This window comes from Flavobacterium sp. J27 (assembly GCF_004303025.1).
Taxonomy (GTDB): Bacteria; Bacteroidota; Bacteroidia; order Flavobacteriales; family Flavobacteriaceae; genus Flavobacterium.
Map to the genome: position 1 here is coordinate 173,112 of NZ_PJQW01000002.1, position 15,667 is coordinate 188,778.

General features: G+C 32.3%; 15 protein-coding genes. 6 read left to right on the forward strand and 9 right to left on the reverse strand.

The window, feature by feature from the left end:
- Positions 1–100 precede the first annotated feature (100 nt).
- From CX675_RS02795 to CX675_RS02805, 3 genes are read left to right on the forward strand one after another with little or no spacing between them, the layout of a single operon-like run.
- A complete protein-coding gene (locus tag CX675_RS02795; protein ID WP_130733699.1) occupies positions 101–616 on the forward strand; it encodes a histidine phosphatase family protein in 516 nt (171 codons plus the stop codon).
- Positions 585–2,708: a polyphosphate kinase 1 gene (ppk1, locus tag CX675_RS02800; RefSeq protein WP_130733700.1), complete on the forward strand. Its 2,124-nt coding sequence runs from the start codon at positions 585–587 to the stop codon at positions 2,706–2,708. The genes CX675_RS02795 and ppk1 overlap by 32 nt, the downstream gene beginning before the upstream one ends.
- A gap of 27 nt (positions 2,709–2,735) precedes the next feature.
- Complete coding sequence (locus tag CX675_RS02805) at positions 2,736–3,626, forward strand: Ppx/GppA phosphatase family protein (RefSeq protein WP_130733701.1); 891 nt, start codon at positions 2,736–2,738, stop codon at positions 3,624–3,626.
- Positions 3,627–3,643: 17 nt separating this feature from the next.
- Here CX675_RS02805 and CX675_RS02810 read toward each other — a convergent pair whose 3' ends face one another.
- The 4 genes from CX675_RS02810 to dnaX form a co-directional block, all read right to left on the reverse strand.
- Entirely contained in the window at positions 3,644–3,868 is a 225-nt protein-coding gene (locus CX675_RS02810) for a hypothetical protein (RefSeq protein WP_130733702.1), read from the reverse strand.
- Between the two features lie 96 nt (positions 3,869–3,964).
- A complete protein-coding gene (locus CX675_RS02815) occupies positions 3,965–4,369 on the reverse strand; it encodes a hypothetical protein (protein ID WP_130733703.1) in 405 nt (134 codons plus the stop codon).
- Between the two features lie 71 nt (positions 4,370–4,440).
- Positions 4,441–4,878 carry a DNA polymerase III subunit gamma/tau gene (locus tag CX675_RS02820; RefSeq protein WP_130733704.1) on the reverse strand — a complete coding sequence of 146 codons (438 nt, stop codon included), beginning with the start codon at positions 4,876–4,878 and terminating at the stop codon, positions 4,441–4,443.
- 308 nt (positions 4,879–5,186) lie between these two features.
- The gene (gene dnaX / locus CX675_RS02830; protein ID WP_130733706.1) at positions 5,187–6,272 is read right to left on the reverse strand and encodes a DNA polymerase III subunit gamma/tau; all 1,086 of its coding nucleotides are present in this window, start codon (positions 6,270–6,272) and stop codon (positions 5,187–5,189) included.
- Between the two features lie 88 nt (positions 6,273–6,360).
- Here dnaX and CX675_RS02835 point away from each other — a divergent pair, with 88 nt between their 5' ends.
- Positions 6,361–7,128, forward strand: a complete 768-nt coding sequence (locus CX675_RS02835) for a DUF3667 domain-containing protein (protein ID WP_130733707.1) — start codon at positions 6,361–6,363, stop codon at positions 7,126–7,128.
- Positions 7,129–7,397: 269 nt separating this feature from the next.
- On the opposite strand, the gene CX675_RS02840 is transcribed toward CX675_RS02835, so the two are convergent.
- The 5 genes from CX675_RS02840 to CX675_RS02860 all read right to left on the reverse strand — a co-directional run bounded on the left by CX675_RS02840 (position 7,398) and on the right by CX675_RS02860 (position 12,551).
- Complete coding sequence (locus tag CX675_RS02840; RefSeq protein ID WP_130733708.1) at positions 7,398–9,074, reverse strand: CocE/NonD family hydrolase; 1,677 nt, start codon at positions 9,072–9,074, stop codon at positions 7,398–7,400.
- Positions 9,075–9,249: 175 nt separating this feature from the next.
- Positions 9,250–9,747: a hypothetical protein gene (locus CX675_RS02845; protein ID WP_130733709.1), complete on the reverse strand. Its 498-nt coding sequence runs from the start codon at positions 9,745–9,747 to the stop codon at positions 9,250–9,252.
- 303 nt (positions 9,748–10,050) lie between these two features.
- Entirely contained in the window at positions 10,051–10,509 is a 459-nt protein-coding gene (locus CX675_RS02850) for a hypothetical protein (RefSeq protein ID WP_130733710.1), read from the reverse strand.
- 189 nt (positions 10,510–10,698) lie between these two features.
- Entirely contained in the window at positions 10,699–11,403 is a 705-nt protein-coding gene (locus CX675_RS02855; protein ID WP_370277515.1) for a M949_RS01915 family surface polysaccharide biosynthesis protein, read from the reverse strand.
- Positions 11,404–11,546: 143 nt separating this feature from the next.
- A complete protein-coding gene (locus CX675_RS02860; protein ID WP_130733712.1) occupies positions 11,547–12,551 on the reverse strand; it encodes a YaaC family protein in 1,005 nt (334 codons plus the stop codon).
- A 425-nt stretch (positions 12,552–12,976) separates the two neighbouring features.
- Between CX675_RS02860 and CX675_RS02865 the strand changes: the two genes are divergently transcribed.
- A complete protein-coding gene (locus CX675_RS02865) occupies positions 12,977–15,244 on the forward strand; it encodes a tyrosinase family protein (protein ID WP_130733713.1) in 2,268 nt (755 codons plus the stop codon).
- A 13-nt stretch (positions 15,245–15,257) separates the two neighbouring features.
- On the forward strand, positions 15,258–15,667 hold a 410-nt coding region (locus tag CX675_RS02870; protein WP_205728592.1), incomplete at its 3' end, for a LodA/GoxA family CTQ-dependent oxidase.

Sequence of the window (15,667 nt, forward strand, 5' to 3'; positions counted from 1 at the left end):
AGACACTAAAAAAATATTTATTATTTCGTAAATCTTTTTAAATAAATTGTTAGTTTATCTGAAAAAAAAACACTTACTTTATATGACTAAATTAATGATTATGAAAAATTTAATCCTTATTCGTCACTCAAAATCTAGTTGGGATTTGCCTCTAAATGATATAGAAAGACCTTTGTCTAAAAGAGGAATTCATGATGCGCATTTAATATCTTCAAAGATACAGTCCTTGTTGCCTAAGTCGTTCATAGTATGGTCGAGTAGTGCTAAAAGAGCAAGAGAATCAGCTATTATATATTCACAAAATTTATTAATTCCATTTGAAAATGTTATCATTAAAGAAGAGTTATACACTTTTGATGAAAAACGCTTAGAAGAAATCATAAAAAAATGTGAAAATCGATACGATAACTTAATTCTTTTTGGACATAATGAAGCTATTACAAATTTTGTTAATAAATTTGGGAACCTTTTAGTTGATAATGTACCTACATCAGGATTTGTTTCGATGCAATTTAACATTGATGATTGGAAGTATCTAACAAAAGGAGAAACTATTAAAACCGTTTTCCCAAGTCATTACAAAAATGAACAACATACAGCAAAGCAAGTACATTGATAGAGAAAAAAGTTGGTTAACATTTAATGCGAGAGTATTACAAGAAGCAGCTGATGAATCGGTACCATTATTAGACCGATTACGATTTTTAGGAATTTTTTCAAATAATTTAGATGAATTTTTCAGAGTTCGTTATGCTGCTATTAGAAGAATGCGTTTTGAAAATGTAGATAGCGAAAAGATTTTAGGAGGAATTTCTGCTGAAACCTTATTAAAAGAGATTACAGAGATTGTTATTGAACAACAGTCTGAAAGTTTACGCATATTAAGTGAAATTGAACAAAAACTAGAAAAAGAAAATATTTTTATCCTGAATGAAAAGCAAATTTCTAAAGAACAAGAACTTTTTATAAGAGATTTCTTTATTCAGACCGTAAGTCCGGCAATTGTAACCATCATGTTAAATGATTTGGATAAATTTCCACTCTTAAAAGATACTTCAGGATATTTGGCTATTAAATTAGTCATGCAACAAGAAAAAAATGACGTAGAAGTTACTAAAGAAGTGCGTTATGCAGTCGTTGAAATTCCAAGTACAGTAAATCGTTTTGTGGTCTTACCAACCAATTCTGAAAAACAATATATTATTCTTCTAGACGATGTTATCCGTCTCAATTTAAATTACATTTTCAATATTTTTAATTATGAGAGTATTTCAGCTCACATGATTAAGATTACTCGTGATGCGCAATTGGAGTTTGATAGTGACCTAAGTAAAAGTTTTATTGAAAAAATATCAGATAGTGTAAAAGAAAGAAGAGTAGGAGAACCGGTGCGTTTTGTATACGATCAAGCAATAGGAAAAGATACCTTAGCTTTTTTATTGGAGCGCATGCATATTGATAGTTCCGATAGTATTATTCCTGGAGGAAGATATCACAATCGTAGAGATTATATGAATTTCCCTAATTTGGGTCGCTATGATTTATTATACAAAAAGAATCCGCCTGTAGCCATTCCTGACTTAAATATGGAAGGAAGTATATTGGAGAAGATTAGACATAAAGATTATTTGTTAAATGCTCCCTACCAGTCATTTTCATATATTATTAAATTCCTTCGTGAGGCCGCTTTGGATCCAAAAGTAATCTCAATAAAAATTACATTATATCGTTTAGCAAAAAATTCTCAAATTATTAGTTCATTAATTAATGCTGCTAAAAATGGAAAGAAAGTAACCGTACAAATAGAATTGCAAGCCCGTTTTGATGAAGCAAGTAATATTTCCTACGCAGAACAAATGCAAACCGAAGGCATCCATCTTATTTTTGGGATTAAAGGATTAAAAGTACATAGTAAAATATGCTATATTGAACGAATTGAAGACACTAAAATAAGAAGATACGGATTTATTTCAACGGGTAATTTCAATGAAAATTCGGCTAAAGTATATACTGATGTTACTTTGTTTACTTCGAATACACCTATTTTAAAAGATGTTTCTAAAGTGTTTGATTTCTTTGAAATTAATTATAAAGTGCATCGATATAAACACTTATTTGTTTCTCCACATTATACAAGATCAAAATTTATTAAATTAATTGATCGCGAAATAATGAATGCTTTATCAGGGAAAGAAGCCTATATCAAGTTAAAAATGAATAGCGTTTCAGATTTTAAAATGATAGACAAACTCTACGAAGCAAGTCATGCAGGAGTGAAGATACAAATGATTATTAGAGGAATCTGTTGTTTGATTCCTGGTAAAAAAGGATTGAGTGAAAATATTGAAGCTATTAGTATTGTTGATAATTATTTAGAACACTCACGCGTGTATATTTTTTCAAATAACAATAATCCTGAAATTTATATATCTTCAGCCGATTTTATGACTAGAAATATTGATGCAAGGGTGGAAGTAACTTGTCCTATTTATGACGAAGATATTAAAACAGAATTATTAGAAACCTTTGATATTGGTTGGAAAGCAAATGTAAAAGCAAGATTACAATCGGAAAATCTTAAGAATGAATACCGAAAAATTGCTGGTGAAAAACCATTTAGAGCACAGCTCGAAATGTATCATTATTATAAAGAAAAGATGGAAGCTGCTACCCAAAAAAATAAAATTACAGAAATAAAAGAATCGTAAAATACTACTTTTCAGAACAGATTAAGGATGATTAAATTAAAAAAATATGCTGCTATAGATATTGGTTCCAATGCCATGCGTCTATTAGTAACCAATATTGTTGAAGAAGAAGGAAAACCTACTCAATTTAATAAAAGTTCGTTAGTGCGAGTGCCTATTCGTTTAGGACAAGAAGCGTTTACTGTAGGAGAAATCTCTGATGAAAATATAGATCGAATGGTAGATGCGATGAAAGCGTTTAAGTTATTAATGAAAGTGCATAAAGTTGAAAAATACAAAGCTTGTGCTACTTCTGCGATGAGAGAAGCCATTAATAATGATGAAATATTAACATTAATCAAGAAAAAAGCCGATATTAAAATTGAAATCATAGATGGTAAAAAAGAAGCTTCTATTATTGCTTCTTCCGATTTAAAACAATTTATCAATTCCGATAAAACATTTTTGTATGTAGATGTTGGTGGTGGAAGTACCGAATTTTCAATTTTCTCTGGTGGTAAAATTGTAGCATCAAAATCATTTAAAAACGGAACCGTTCGTTTATTAAACAATATGGTCAATGATATTGTTTGGACAGAAATTGAAAAATGGATAAAAACCATGACAGCTCCTTATGAAGAAATAACCATGATTGGTTCTGGTGGAAATATTAATAAATTATTCAAATTGTCTGAAAAACATCAAGAAAAACCACTTTCTTATTTGTATATCAATTCGCAATATCAAAAATTAAATAGTTTAACCTACGAACAACGCATTTCCGAATTAGGTTTAAACCCAGATCGTGCCGACGTTATTATTCCAGCAACACGCATTTATCTAAGTGCGATGAAATGGAGTGGTGCTCGACAAATTTTTGTGCCTAAAATAGGACTTTCAGATGGTATTGTGAAAGCTATGTATTATGGTAGATTGTAACATTTGAAGTAAGAAAATCAACTAGTATTTTTTTTGAAATTTAAATGAAACAACCACATAATTAAAACGATACAGCCAATCAGTTTTGTTCCAGAAGGAGTAATAGTACCATTATCAACACCGCCTCTAGTAAAAACGTAGCTACTTGATTCAACTTCAAAATAGTCCATTAAATAACCTAAACTTACTATGAAAAGACCTCCAATTAGTGTAAGCCAATATGTAATTTTAAATGGTTTCATTAATGTACGTAAAAAATTAAATCATAAAAGGCTATAAATGCCTATAAATGTAGGATAAATCCAATTATATTAAAGATAAAATATTTTTTATTCATACTATTTCACTTTCTGCAACGTCAATTTTTCAATCCAAGGTATTTCAGAATGATAGAATCGAAATTGATTTTTGTTTTTACCATCAAATCTTCCAGAACTGTTAGTGAAATTTAAGATGTGTTTTTCATCTAAATCATTTGCATTGGTAACAAAATGAATCACATTTTTAATGACTTTCCAAGTGCCTTTACCATACACATTTTCATCTTTACTGATTGATTGACCTAAATTTCTAAAAAAATGAAAGGTAAACGTGCTATCGGAGAGAATTTGTAGTTCGTATTCAAAAACCTCATTTTTAACGCTTTTAATTTTCTTTTCATAAATGCCAACATAGTTGTTGTTTTGCGCATTCAATGTAAAAGAAAATAAGAGTAAAAATAGGAGTAAAGTATCATTTTTCATGTTTTTGGTTTTCTAAAATGTAACAAAAATTAAGCCTTAATTTATTTCAACCAAGTATATATTTTGATAAACTACAAATCCAAATCAAACAATTTCTTTAATAATTCAATATTTGGATTGATGGTTTTTAGTTTTTCAAATTTTTCTAAAGGAGTAAAGGCATACCTTGTTTCTGAGACTTCATTTACCTTAACTTCTATAGTTATGTCGTGGTTGTGTAATTTTCCTCTTAAATAGCCTAATAATTCAATATGACCACTTAAAAACTCTTCTTTAGTACTATGATTTGGTAATTCCAAAGTAATTGTACTGCCTTTAAGTACAGGATCATTCATTTGCATGTAGGTAGCCATAAGTCGTTTTCCTTGATCGGTTAAACGTTGGGCAAACTTGTTCCATACGAGTAACATATCTGTTTCTGTAAACGCTTCTGTAGGCAACTCTTCATGATGTTGCTGATGTTGCGCTTGTTTGGCTTCTAGTTCTTTCTTCGCACGAATGCTAGACAAGGATAAAGCCGATATTTTCGGGCTGGTATTAGTTGTTGGTTGTTGGTTGTTGGTTGTTGGTTGTTGGTTGTTGGTTGCTGGTTGTTGGTTGTTGGTTGTTGGTTGTTGGTTGTTGGTTGTTGGTTGTTGGTTGTTGGTTGTTGGTTGCTGGTTGTTGGTTGTTGGTTGTTGGTTGTTGGTTGTTGGTTGTTGGTTGCTGGTTGTTGGTTGCTGGTTGTTATTTTCTATAACTTTACTTTCAACTTTTGACTTTTGACTTTTAACTTCAGTTATCGAATAAGTAGTATTTCTAAAATAGCTAGCTGGAATTATAAAGGACTTAGCTTTTTTTTTTCTCCATCAATAGTGATAGAGGCTAATTGCATTAAGCATAGTTCCACAAGTAACCGTTGATTCTGACTATTTTTATATTTTAAGTCGGTATCATTGGCTAATTCAATGCCTTGTAATAAAAAGGATTGTGAGGCTTTTTGCGCTTGAGTAGCATACAAACTTTGGGCTTGTTCTCCTGCTTCTAAAAGGGCTAAAGTAGCTGGGTTTTTGCATACCAATAAATCTCTAAAATGAGAAGCTAAGCCAGCTACAAAATGATGACCGTCAAAACCTTTTGCTAAAATATCATTATACCCTAAAAGTAATTCTGGTATTTTATTTTCTAAAATTAAATCGGTAATTTTTATGTAGTACTCAAAATCGAGCACATTTAAGTTCTCTGTTACTGCCTGACGCGTTAAATTGGTTCCACAATAAGAAACCACACGGTCAAATATAGATAGTGCATCACGCATGGCACCATCTGCTTTTTGTGCAATAATATGTAACGCATCATCTTCAAAAGTAACCCCTTGTTCTTTGGCAATTTCAGCTAAATGTTCTTTGGCATCGTTAACCGTGATACGTTTGAAATCAAAGATTTGACAACGCGATAATATCGTAGGGATAATTTTGTGTTTTTCGGTAGTTGCTAAAATAAAAATAGCATGTTTTGGTGGTTCTTCTAAGGTTTTTAAAAAAGCATTAAAAGCAGCTTGAGACAACATATGCACCTCATCGATGATATATACTTTATATTTTCCAGTTTGAGGCGGTATACGCACTTGGTCAATAATACTACGAATATCATCCACACCATTATTTGAAGCGGCATCAAGCTCAAATACATTAAATGAAAAATCTTCATGTGGATCATCATAACCTTCCTGATTGATTTTTCGAGCCAAAATACGAGCACAAGTAGTTTTTCCTACACCTCTTGGACCTGTAAATAATAGCGCTTGAGCTAGGTGATTGGTTTCAATAGCATTCAACAACGTATTGGTAATAGCTTTTTGCCCCACAACATCTTTAAATGTTTGCGGACGGTATTTTCGAGCTGATACTATAAATTGTTCCATTGCAGTAATTGAATTACAAATATAGTGTACAAATTATGATTATTCAAAAGTAAATTTAATATATATTTGAAAAATAATAAGCCAAACTATGGAGTGTAAAAATTGCTTGAACCAGTTAACTAGTAATCAAAAGTTTTGTCCAGAATGTGGAGGCAAAGTAATTGTAAACAGAATCACTTTTAAAACCATTTTTGAAGAGTTTTTGGATAAATTTTTTAATATTGACAATAAATTTTATCAAACCTTTCTCATCTTATTAAAAAGACCACAAGAGGTAATTAGCGGTTATCTAGAGGGAAAAAGGGTAAATTACTTTAATCCGGTTTCTTACTTTGCTTTTGCTTTAACGTTATCAGGTTTATACTTCTATTTGATACAAAAAGGTTTTATAGATTATGGTCAATTGATGGATGCTTCTGCAGCTAGTTATGACAATGACATGCAAAAAGAGATGGCTTTAAAAATCAATTCATATATCGTAGAATATTCAAATGCTTTCGCAGTGCTGTTTATTCCGTTATATGTGTTTTTTACAAAAGTCTTATTCTCAAAATATAAGAATTACAATTGGGCTGAACATTTTATAATCAATATTTATCTGTATTCGGAAGCAGCTATCATTAGTACGGTCGTGTTGTTATTTTCGGCATTTAATAAAGAAATAATAGTAGTGATTAATATGTTGATGTTTTTCTTTCAACTGGCTTATTTTACCTATTCACTTCGAAAAATATTTGGTCTCAGCATCAAATCCATGTTACTCCGAATCTTATTTTTTGTATTATTGATTGCTAGTTTTTTTCTTTTAATCCTAATTGTTGGCATTATTATAGGAATTCTAACGCATAAGGGATAAGTTTTAGAATTTTAATTGGGCTTTACATCGTTTAATTTTTTTTAATAATTCATTTTCCGAACAAAGTGTAGGCTTTTTTACTTGCTTTTAAAGCTTATGTATACATGGCCAATTGTTCTGTTTTGTCCTTTTATATCATGAACTTCCCAATCTTCAGGTAATTCTTGAACCCTTATATCCCTCAATTGATTGCTGATGCTTTAATTTCCTTTACCAAAATGAAAACGCACTAATCTATTAGGTGTCTATTATAATTTTTGTTATGATCACTATTTCCAAACAGGAATTTTAATAAAACTCTCATTATGCCATTTTATTTCCAAAGGCTCTTTGGCATCTTTTATAGTTTCTTCAGAAACTGGTTTTCCTGACCCATAATTAATAATTTCAAATGGATGTTTATTAATGTTGAGTAAAATGATAAGACGACTACCTTTACTTATTTGTTTACTTATAAAACGAGTAGTACTAAAAGGGATACTTTCTTTCTTATTTGGAGTTAAAAGTTGTCTTTTTTCATTGTTTTTAGAATAACTTGCTCTTCCTACATATCGAGTTAGAAAAAAATAGTTTCCATTTGGCATTAGTTCATATAATGCAACGGAAATATCCATGTCTTTTTTATTAATCGTAGCAAATAAATTTCCTATAAATGAGCCATTTATTGAAAACGCATTTTCAAATGGTTGTGATTCAAAACGTATTCCATTACTAATATCGAGTGAGTCGAAAATTATTTCTGGCGTGTAATAATTATTTTGATTTTCACGATTTTTAAAATCTACGATTTGTTTTTCAAAGTTACTCTTTTTAGGCTTATTATTAGTTAGTTTACCTTGATTTAAATAAAAAGAAAGGGTATCATTATTTATCATTTTTAAGGACGAAGCATGCTTCCATTCGTTGGTTCCCATTACCTGATAATTGACTTTGTCTTTTAAGATTTCTGGTTTTGGTTTACCTTTTAAAATATAATCAAGCCAATCATAAGCTAAATCTAGCATGTTAATACTAGCAACTTCATCAATGGTATAACCCATTACTTTTTTTGAAGGCTTTCTTTGTGCTCCCCAATGATCATAAGGCCCTATCACAAAGTAATGATTTGCATTTTTATTATATTTATGATGTAATTTGAAATATTGAATAGCTCCAATTTGTGATCCATCATAATACCCCGTTGTAGTTAAGATAGGAATATTAATTTTGGCATATTCATCAGGACTGGGTACCATAGATTGCCAATAGCTGTCATAGTCAGGATGGGATAGCCATTTTTGAAAAATCAGATTTTTATAACCTGCTAAACTATCCATCTTTTTAAATGCTATTCCTTTTTCAAACCACTCAAATGGTAAACTTCTTCTTAAGGGCTCTTTTTTATAGATATTATCATGTGACCAATACAAGCCTAAATTCATTTGAACATTATTCTCCATTGGTGCATCAAAGCCGGGCATAACGGCTACTTGAGGAACTATCGTTTTTAAGGCGGGATGCACATTTTTTGTTGTTGCCCATTGCGAAAATCCAGTATAACTACCACCATACATTCCTACAGTTCCATTACACCATGATTGTTTACTTAACCAATCGATAACATCATAAATATCGCTTGTTTCGTGTTCATAAGGTGCATAATCTTTTAAATCTGTTTTAATGCCACGAGCGTATGTAACTACACCAACATATCCTTTGTCTGCTGATAACTTTGCAAAATAGGCATCTGATTTCCCTTGATAATATGTGGTATAGAATAAAACAACTGGTAATGGAGTGTTACCTTCTTTTTTTTGTACTATTATCGCTGATAAGGCAACACCACTTTTTGTGGGAATCAATACATCATCTTGAATAACGTAAAGACTATCTTGTGTAACAGATTGTTGTCCTAAGATTGTTGAAATAGAACACAAAAAGAGGAGGATATAAAAATATTTTTTCATGGTTTAATCACTATAATAATTTTATAAAGTTTTAATCTATTGAAATAAGCTGGATTACAACATTTATTTATTATTTACAAATCTAAGCATTTAAATATTAGTTTATAAACAAAAAAAGAGTGTCATTGTGACACTCTTTCAAACTTAAAAAATTATAAATTAAAAAAGGGAACTCTTACTCGGTAGTCGTATTATTTTTGGTAACTAACGTACTGCTGGCACTAGTATTTGGGAAAAACTGTCTCATTTCGTCTACTTTCCCAGTAAAACCTGGTGTTTTAGTTGTCGATTTGTATTTGCTAAAATCATAATCGGTGAGGGCATCTTGGTAATTGTCGTAATCGTGTACAATTTTAAAGTCACTCAGCATGCGGGTAATTGTTGCCAAACGATCTAAACGGGTATCGGCAAAAAGACGATCTTGAAAATCGGCTTCAAATTCTACCCAATCCACATCGGGAGAAGCCAAGCTACTTTGGGTTTGTTGAAATTCGCGGCATTTGTTTACCAATAATTTATTGGTTTCTTTAATGCTACCAAACTTCTGACGCTCTTCATTAGATAAGTTTTGAGTAACCGAAGTTAAATTTGCTTCAATGCTCGCCAAAGCATCGTCAATAGCTTGTTTCTGTGCTGGAGTAAGATGGTATACTCCTAAATTGTTTAATGACATATTTGTACTATTAATTTGTTATAAGAAACTATTTACAAATGATATGCCACAAATGGTAAGAAATATGTTATAAATATGTTAAATGCATGAAAAAACATAAAATTTTATGTGCCGAGGTTAAAATTTTATGTTGTTGAGATAAAATTTTACGTCTCTCTACGTAAAATTTTGGGTCTCTTACCTAAAATTTTAGGTCCTTGAGGTAAAATTTTAGGTTATTGGGGGTAAAAATAAAGATGTTTTAGGAAAGGAGTTCTTTGAAAGAGTTTAGTGATTGGTAAAAACGATGTTGGGCGTTGGTTTTTATTCATTTATAGATTCTATTTCCCCTGTTTGGTATAATCTTTCAATTAAAGGTTTAAGTTGTTGCCAATTAATTCCTTCTATTTCTTTTTTGTATTTTTCAGTTGAATTCATGTAAGATAAAAGAAACCAACTATTAATATGCCCAAACTCTGGATTATTACTTAATACAACTTCGACTTGTTGCTTATATTTTTTATTATAAAATCCACATTCACAACCGTGAAAAGCATAATTCCAGCGTTTAGAAAGTTCACCTTTTCTTGGTATTTCTTTATTATTTCTTGAAATTAATTTTTCGTAATCTTTTTCATTTTCAATATCAAGTCCATATTTTTCTGCAAGTTTACGCATCAATTCTTTACCGTCACTTCGATAATCAATTATGGCTTCTTTAACAACATCAAGTTTTATTTTGATAGTATTCTTTTTAAAGTATTTCAACCATTTTTGTATCATTTTTTTGATGTAGAATTTTTGTTTGACGGTTTTCTTAAAACGGAGTAAAGGTTTAGGATATTAGAAGTGGTGTGAATTTAGCAATAAATTCCACAAGTACAAATATATGGCAGAAATTCCGCAGGAATTTCTAAAGTAGGCGAGAACAAGCAATTACTTATAGCCAATGTTGGTAGCCGTTTTTTATTTTTAATTTTCGTCAAAGTTCAATTCCTTATTTTTCATTGCAGTTTGCCAACCATAGGGAAAAATACCGTGTTCATTTTCTGTTATACTTGTCATTATTTGACTAACTCGTTTTTGTATTCCAATTGGTAGTTCGTAATACGATTCGTCAACTTTAGTATTTCTCTCAAAATCAAGAGTTCCGTTTTGATGCCTAATTGCTCTCTTTTTCCCATTATGATAAACCACTATTTTAATTCGTCCATCATCTGTTCCATTCATTCCATATGTTCCATAAACTATAATTGGGTCAACAAATCCATCATTATCGTAGTCATTTAATTCAAAATATTTTGTCCAAAAATTAATAGAATATTCCTCTGAAACTTCATTGCCCTTTGGAAGAATAAAGTCTTTTAATTTCCATTCTAAATGATATTGTTCCTCTTTTAAATTAAAGCAAAAAGCCTTTATAGAATCAAAGCATTCTTTTCCATTATCACATTCAGTTTTATTTTCGGTCATAATAAGATAATGAGTTCCACCATTATCTTCATACTTATAGATTCGGTATATAGAATAATCTATTTTGAGTTTTGTCTTTAAGCTTTCAGTGAAAATTGAAACAATTTCTTGTTCGGTTAATTGACTGCTATTAGTTTTCAAATTTTGTCCAAACGCAAAATTTGTAACTGTAATTAAAAGTAATATTAATATTTTCCTTTTCATCATTTTGTTCAAATGGCTACCAACGTTCTCACGCTTGACGAGGTTGCGAGCTTTGGAACCGATTATTTTCTGTTAAAGATAAAATATTTTCGTGAAGGAATAATTTCAATTCAAGAAAAACCAACAATAGCGTGAAACCGCTTTTAGTTGTTGGTGTTATTAGATTCAAAAACATATGGAGAATTAATAAAATCCATTATTATTTGCGGATATTTCTCTTGTAAAAAATCCATCAAGTTAATTGAAAATGGTAAAATTCGGTCGTCTTTAATTCCGCTTGTTATATTATTCCAAGCTGTTGGATAATATCTTGAAATTGTACCAAAAATAAAAGACGTAGCAAACATTTTTGAAATATCATTCAGAAAGAAAAAACCATTGAAAGGCGGAATTAAATATGGATCTCCAATAACTTGAAATGTACTAGACCATTTTTGAGATAGATGTGGAGGAACATTACTTTCAAATGTAATTTTGGTTATTCTGTCGGTTTCTTCAATCTTTCTATTTTTATAAATATGTTCAGGAAATATTTCTTCGAAATTTCCTTTACCAATAGCCTCAACAATTGTTTTGTCTCCAGCATGTTTTAACTTATCCAGTTCGTAAGAAGGAACAGATTCGCCTAACCAAGCTTTCACAGATTTCTTTAAATCAGGATAAGAGTACGAAAGTTCTTTAAGGCTAAATTCATATTCTCCGGTAAAAATTACGTATTCTGCATGCCAATTTATTCCGCTGCTTTTCGCACGGAAGTATGATTTATTGTTTGTTGCTTTTAAAAGTTCTTTAAAAGTTCCTGAAGATGATTTTACAATAATATTTTCGAACTTTCCGGTGCATGAGATATCTGTCCAATTATTTATTTTTAATCCATGAGAAGGGAATATATTATTTTCTCTTGAATCTCTATTTAAGATTAATATTAATCCTCGACTTAATGCAACAATACCATAATATTGCAACAAAGGTTTTACGGAAACATCTGCGCTTACGACTGACTCGAAATAACTTCTTCCTTGTTTAAAAGCTGATGTAATTTCTGTTGCTTTGGAAGTATTAATTTCATAACCAAATTTCGTTTTGATATATTGTTTAACCAAATCTTTACTTTCAAACTCGCGTAAAAAATGCCAAATATCATTCATAGTTTTCTGTTAATCGAGGGTTGTCGAACACTTGCCACTAACTTGTATATACTCGCAATCCTATCACCAATCTACCACTTTATGGATATATAAGCCCTACAAGATAACGTTTTTCAAATATATTATTTTTCTATTTAAAAACGATGAAAAAACTTTTGTAGAACTACATAAGTTAATGGGAAGGTGTTTTAATGGAAATATCAATTTCAATGTCAATTTCAATGTCAATTTCAATAGCAATTTCAATAGCAATGGCAAATTCAATGGCAATAGCAATATCAAATTAAACGAACAACCAACAACCATCAACCGACAACTCACAACTCACAACCAACAACTAAAAAAAACAGGTATTTCTACCTATAAATCCCTGCTATATTCTTTGTTACTTTGGGTAAACTAATCCGAACAATAAACAACTAAATATGGCTAGTACCAAAAATCAAAAGGCAATGTATGACCAGGTGGTTTCTATTTTAGATACCTTACAAGGTAATACCATTCCCAGTTATCAAGGCCTGTATGCCTTCTGGCAAAATCCAGAGGTATTCCTTAATGCGTCTTTGTATGGGCAACGCTTAATTGCTCCTCAAGACGGGCTTACGACCCAAACGACGGCTTCAGGATGTTGTGGTAGTAGTGCTCCCGCAAGCAATGCACCCGACAAAACCATGAGTCCTGTAAAAACAGAAGGCTGCTGTGGTTCTCAAGAAACCGCAATGGCACCTATCGATAGTCAACCGCAACTGACTTCTTCGGCTAACTTAGCGGCACCTAAAGTAACTACTGATTGTTGGCCTTCAGGAGGCAGTAGTGGTGGAGGTGGTGCTTTTCCAACGGTGAAAAGAAGCGATCAATCGGGTATTATCATCGGTTTAAAAGGCCAATATCCTTTCGATGGAAGTATGTTCCCTAAATTGTTATGGGACACAACCAATGAAGCAACTGCTGAACAAATTCAGTTTATTGCCAATTGGATCGATTCGGGTTGCCCGTTGACGTTAGAAGAAGAACAAATGAATAAACTGCAATTGGTTTCCACAGCCAAAGTGAGCAATTTAGTGGCTTTAGCCCGTGGAGAAATGTTGCATGCCCAAGCGCAAGCACCTACCAATGAAAGCAAATCAAGTGTAAATGGCTTAACCGTTCGTAAAGAAATTAGTTCGTTAACTGCTGAAGAATTGGAAACGTTCCGTGAAGCGATTAATTGCATGAATCAATACAACGACTATTGGCAAGACGATAGAAGTTTCGATTATTGGGCACGCATTCACACCAATTCGTGTCAGCACGGTTGGGAGCAATTCTTACCTTGGCACCGTTTGTATTTGTATTTCTTCGAGCAAAAATTACAAGATTACAATCCCAACATATCATTACCGTATTGGTCTTGGACCGATTATGCGGATGTAAATACGAATACGTTTAACAATTCACAATTCGATTTAGGAGTCATTCCCGATGCGTACGGTTGTTTTTTAACTGCCAAAGGGTTTGAAAAACTAAGCACGATGAAAGCTGCTGACGGTTCGTTGTTGTTTTCACCCAAAGAAACCACCGCATTGGCTTCGTTAACCAAAAAAGGTACGATTTTCAATTCGGGATTGCGTTTCTTAAAAGCAGCAGGTATCGATTATGAAATTATCAATCAGAATAATGTTGCCATTTGGTCACCCAAAATCAATGCATTGTATACCGTTTTAAAAGAAGTCAATCCCTTATGGTTCCCGAATAGATGGCCGGGCTCTTTAAATGGTACGGCTGCCATTTCACAATATCCAACCAAAGACGATATTGCCTTAATTTTAGACATTAATAACTTTGCCGATATGGGTGGTGGTTCGGCTTACGACCACTATTTTGGAGCTTTGGAAAAAGTCCACAATGGCATGCATAATTTTTCAGGGGGAACTAATCCGAATTATCCTGATAATAACAAAGATTGGGTTAAGATATACCAAAAATTAAACCTAACTCCAGATCCACAAAATTTAGACAACCCTATTTACGGTTGGATGACCGATAATCGTACCACCGCATTTGATCCGTTGTTTTGGGGACATCATTCTAACGTGGACCGTATTTGGGCCAAATGGCAAGAACAACATAATGGGACACCACTAGAAATGGATGCGGTTATGGCTCCTTGGACATTAACCGTAAAAGAAGCGATGAGCATTCAAAAATTAGGGTATACTTACATGAGAGATTCGGTGTTTTATCCGGTTTCTAATGCGGTGGGTTTAACCCAATTTAAAGCAGCTCCAGCACAAGTGTCGCAAACCACTTTACAAGCACACCGCAAAGCGGAAATTGTATTGCATCGTGTTCAAATGGGGAATTTACAAAATGCCAGTATTCGTGTTTTCTTAAACACACCTGATGCTTCTGTAGACACGCCTATTACCGATAATCCCAATTTTGTAGAAGCCTTTTCTACTTTTAATGGCAGTTGTTTTGGTGGTCCAGGACATTGTAATTTACCCTTACCCAATACACGTACGTTCGATAGAAGACCGTTGCACAATCACGAACCTCGAAATTATAAAATCGATGCTTCAGATGCGGTACAACGTGTTTTAAATAATGGAGCGAAAAACATTACCGTGCAATTGGTAATCGTAGGCTTAAATGGAAAACCAGTAGAAAATGCGGTATTCATAGAAGGGGTTTCATTAAATTTTATGGATTAAAAAAACAAAACAAATGAGCAAATCATATACGACATTCAAAATACATCCTAGTATCGGAATTGCGAGATTAGGGAATTCAGACCAATTTTACATCGCTCCTGAACAACCAGGTGCTTTGCCTATTGTTTGTGATGCTTCGGGCAAAGAAAAACAAGATACCAATGGAAACCCAGTGCGTGTGTCTTCGTTTAAAGATGATAACGATTTATCAAAAATCAAAAAGCAAGCGGCTCGTTTTCGCGTTTTTGCTTATGCTGATGAAGGCGATAGCGAAGGCAAAGAGATTCAAGTGGGTGGAAAATATAATTTTATCTATCAAACGGCAGTAACCGCTCCAAGAATAGTGGAAGGCACAGTTACAGATATTGATTGGACCGTACATTTAGCGAATAAAAAGGCTTCTTGGTATGAGTTTCAGGAGAC

Excerpts from the sequence above, each read along its gene's own strand:
- CX675_RS02795 (WP_130733699.1), top strand. The coding sequence starts at position 101 with ATGAAAAATTTAATCCTTATTCGTCACTCAAAATCTAGTTGGGATTTG.
- ppk1 (WP_130733700.1), top strand. The coding sequence starts at position 585 with ATGAACAACATACAGCAAAGCAAGTACATTGATAGAGAAAAAAGTTGG.
- CX675_RS02805 (WP_130733701.1), top strand. The coding sequence starts at position 2,736 with ATGATTAAATTAAAAAAATATGCTGCTATAGATATTGGTTCCAATGCC.
- CX675_RS02810 (WP_130733702.1), bottom strand. The coding sequence starts at position 3,868 with ATGAAACCATTTAAAATTACATATTGGCTTACACTAATTGGAGGTCTT.
- CX675_RS02815 (WP_130733703.1), bottom strand. The coding sequence starts at position 4,369 with ATGAAAAATGATACTTTACTCCTATTTTTACTCTTATTTTCTTTTACA.
- dnaX (WP_130733706.1), bottom strand. The coding sequence starts at position 6,272 with ATGGAACAATTTATAGTATCAGCTCGAAAATACCGTCCGCAAACATTT.
- CX675_RS02835 (WP_130733707.1), top strand. The coding sequence starts at position 6,361 with ATGGAGTGTAAAAATTGCTTGAACCAGTTAACTAGTAATCAAAAGTTT.
- CX675_RS02840 (WP_130733708.1), bottom strand. The coding sequence starts at position 9,074 with ATGAAAAAATATTTTTATATCCTCCTCTTTTTGTGTTCTATTTCAACA.
- CX675_RS02845 (WP_130733709.1), bottom strand. The coding sequence starts at position 9,747 with ATGTCATTAAACAATTTAGGAGTATACCATCTTACTCCAGCACAGAAA.
- CX675_RS02850 (WP_130733710.1), bottom strand. The coding sequence starts at position 10,509 with ATGATACAAAAATGGTTGAAATACTTTAAAAAGAATACTATCAAAATA.
- CX675_RS02855 (WP_370277515.1), bottom strand. The coding sequence starts at position 11,403 with ATGAAAAGGAAAATATTAATATTACTTTTAATTACAGTTACAAATTTT.
- CX675_RS02860 (WP_130733712.1), bottom strand. The coding sequence starts at position 12,551 with ATGAATGATATTTGGCATTTTTTACGCGAGTTTGAAAGTAAAGATTTG.
- CX675_RS02865 (WP_130733713.1), top strand. The coding sequence starts at position 12,977 with ATGGCTAGTACCAAAAATCAAAAGGCAATGTATGACCAGGTGGTTTCT.